The organism is Mesorhizobium sp. M0633, from assembly GCF_040320645.1.
In the GTDB taxonomy this organism is placed as follows: domain Bacteria; phylum Pseudomonadota; class Alphaproteobacteria; order Rhizobiales; family Rhizobiaceae; genus Mesorhizobium.
Map to the genome: position 1 here is coordinate 1 of NZ_JAMYQC010000094.1, position 2,729 is coordinate 2,729.

At 60.1% G+C, this 2,729-nt stretch carries 3 protein-coding genes and 1 pseudogene; 2 read left to right on the plus strand and 2 right to left on the minus strand.

Going from position 1 to position 2,729, the window contains the following annotated elements:
• Positions 1-196, plus strand: a 196-nt coding sequence (locus NKI47_RS34675; protein WP_352596294.1) for a PfkB family carbohydrate kinase, incomplete at its 5' end; no start/stop codon positions are given.
• Between the two features lie 32 nt (positions 197-228).
• Here NKI47_RS34675 and NKI47_RS34680 read toward each other — a convergent pair.
• Both NKI47_RS34680 and NKI47_RS34685 read right to left on the minus strand, forming a co-directional pair.
• The gene (locus tag NKI47_RS34680) at positions 229-906 is read right to left on the minus strand and encodes a transposase (protein WP_352596296.1); all 678 of its coding nucleotides are present in this window, start codon (positions 904-906) and stop codon (positions 229-231) included.
• 204 nt (positions 907-1,110) lie between these two features.
• Positions 1,111-1,918, minus strand: a pseudogene (locus NKI47_RS34685) (IS5 family transposase); the annotation flags it as partial.
• 247 nt (positions 1,919-2,165) lie between these two features.
• Between NKI47_RS34685 and NKI47_RS34690 the strand changes: the two are divergent.
• Positions 2,166-2,402 (plus strand): hypothetical protein, encoded by a 237-nt coding sequence (locus NKI47_RS34690; protein ID WP_352596299.1) that lies wholly within the window; start codon positions 2,166-2,168, stop codon positions 2,400-2,402.
• Positions 2,403-2,729: the final 327 nt, after the last annotated feature.

The following is a 2,729-nucleotide window of genomic DNA, read 5'->3' on the forward strand; positions in this document are numbered from 1 at the left end:
GATCCGCGAGCTGGTCGACACCACCGGCGCCGGCGACCTCTATGCCGCCGGCTTCCTCTACGGCTACACGCAAGGCCGCAGCCTGAAGCAGTGCGGCGACCTCGGCTCGCTGGCAGCCGGGCTGGTCATCCAGCAGATCGGCCCAAGGCCACGGCAGAATCTGCGCCGAGAGGCGGAGCAGGTGGGATTGCTGTAGGTGGCGAGCCAAGAACCAGCTGCCCAGCCTCCTTAATCCAGCCCGAGCCTTTTCTTCAGTTCCGCATTCTCCTTGCGGAGACGATCGGCAAGCAGGCTCTTTAGCCGCTTGTTTTCTTCCTCGAGCGCGACGAGATCCTTCAGCCCGTCACTGTCCGCCGCCGGCGCCGCCGCCTTCTTCCAAAGATAATATGTCTGTTCCGAGATGCCGGCTTGCTTCACCGCGCTCTTGAGAGTAGCGCCGCCGCCGATCGAGGTCTCGATCTGCGCCAGCTTCTGGGCACGATCCTTCGCGGAGTAGCTCTTTCGGCCTGTTCGCGCTGACGGCGGTGCTTCAGTGGCCGCGGATATCGGCTTGGCGCCCTCCTTGCGGGCAGGCGCGCTCGCCTCAGCTTCTGGCTTCCTCGACCGCCGCGCTCTCGTCTTCGGTTTTGGCGTTTCCGCTTTGTCTGCCGGTGCGCTAGGAACTACTGCTGACTCGGTTTCCAGGGGATTGGCCATGAAATGCTCCACTCGCGGTTTTTGCAAAGGTTCAGCATCAAGGGCCACTACAGTAGAGTCAACAAGCTGACGATTTAACGGCTCGACTTCCTTTGTTGTCTCGGCCATCGCCGCGGCGATGTCGAAATTGCCCCAGATGGAACGTGCGGATTTTTGATAATTGCGCTTTTGTTTGACTTCCACGGTGAATGGTCGCGTCTGCCGCCTCATAGTTCCTTCCTGAATAGGAGAATGAAGTCGCCGCTCGAATTTTTGGCGCTTGCTGCTTAGCGCGGAGCATTATCGTATAGCCGCTCAACGGGCAAGTGATGCCGGTCTTCGATGGCTGACCCATCTGGGGAGATTTGAGCGGCTTCGCGCGTCCTGCGCATGCCTGTAAGAGCCTGACTCGAAACTCGACGCACGACGTGGAGCTGCCATGCGGCGAAGCATGAGGCGGATCGAGGCGATGAAGATCCATGCCTCGGCGCTGGCGATGGTCGCCTCGAAGTCTTTGGCGAGCCGGCGACAACGTCCCAGCCAGGCGAAAGTTCGCTCGAGGACCCATCGTCGTGGCAGCACCTCAAAGCCCTTGGCCGCGTCGGAGCGCTTGATGATTTCGATGGTCCATGTGCCGAGATTGGCCAGTGCCTGCGACAGTTTTTCTCCGGCATAGCCGCCGTCGGCGAACAGATGCCGCAACCAGGGAGAAAGCCGTCGAATGGAGGCGATGACGCCGACTGCCTTCCTGGATGTCGGCCGTGTGCACCGTCAGCCCGACCAAGTGTCCCTCGGTGGCAGTAATGATATGGCGCTTGCGGCCTTTGACCTTCTTGCCGACGTCGTAACCACGCAAACCGGCAACGTCCGTGGTCTTTGCCGATTGGCTGTCGATGACACCGGCGCTCGGGCTCGCCTCGCGACCAAGCGCCAGGCGTGCCGCAGCCACCAAGTGGAAGTTGATGGTCTTCCACAGCCCGTTGTCCCGCCAGGCATAGAAATAGCGTTGAACCGTCGAGACCGGCGGGAACCGATCCGGCAATGCCCGCCATTGGCAGCCGGTCCAGGCGATGTAGAGGAGCACGTCCACGACCGCCCGAAGTTCTGTCGTCCGCGGTCGTCCCGTTGTCTTCGTTCCCGGCAGGAACGGCTCGAGCAACGCCCATTCCCTGTCCGTCAACGCGTTTGCATCTCGCTGCCCCGCGCGGCAATATCGCCGGCGGGTGGTCTCCGTCCAACCCATGTCGTTATCCCGTTCAAGTCTAGACAACTCAAGCGAATCACAACGGACGGGGCCACTCAACCGCTTCCACCCCCAAAACCGAGTTTCGGGTCAGGCTCTAAGGGCAAACACCATGCCATTGTGGGTGGTGGTTTGCGTGGCGAGACACGCCTGGTAAGGACCCTCGTGGTTCCGGTACGGCCCCTGAATATCGTGGTCGCAATAGGGGTGGTAATGGTTTGGCGGGATTTGCTGACGGGAGAAAACGGTGTCGCTGCCGCCGCCGCAAACCTTCCTCGATGAAATCGCCGCCACTGCAGCCCTTTTCGCCTGCTTCACACCAATTCCAGGCGTAGGTTTCAGGATTCACGCCGTTTTTGCCGGTGGCGCAATACGGCGTCGGAAAATTACCCACATTGAACTGACCTTGAACATCGGCAAAGGCGATGCAGGCCTTCTTCTCTGTCTTGAACCAGCAACTGATCGCGTGCAGTCATCCGGATAAGCCGCCCCGCCGGAGGCCAAGCTGACTTGGTGACACACGAACGCATTATTGTCTTCCGGTCTGGCGGCAACAGTATCAGCAGGACGGCAAAGCTGACCGGCTGCAGCGAAGCGCAGGTGAAGCGCGCTGGGCTCGACATCAGAAGGAAAGCGGGAAGCAGGAAATGTTGTCGCAAAAGTTGAGTTCTGCGAGGTGCAAAAGTCAGTTGCAAATCGTCGCGACAGAGGCTCGGCAGCTCCCCGAAGTAGCCATTTCAGATTGCTTGCAGGTGCGGATAAAGTCCTTTATGCATCGGCACATGATCAAGTCCGCGCCCATCGCTGCAAT

Bases quoted from the DNA above. Each gene is read 5' to 3' on its own strand.
- NKI47_RS34680 (WP_352596296.1), bottom strand. From the start codon at position 906: ATGAGGCGGCAGACGCGACCATTCACCGTGGAAGTCAAACAAAAGCGC.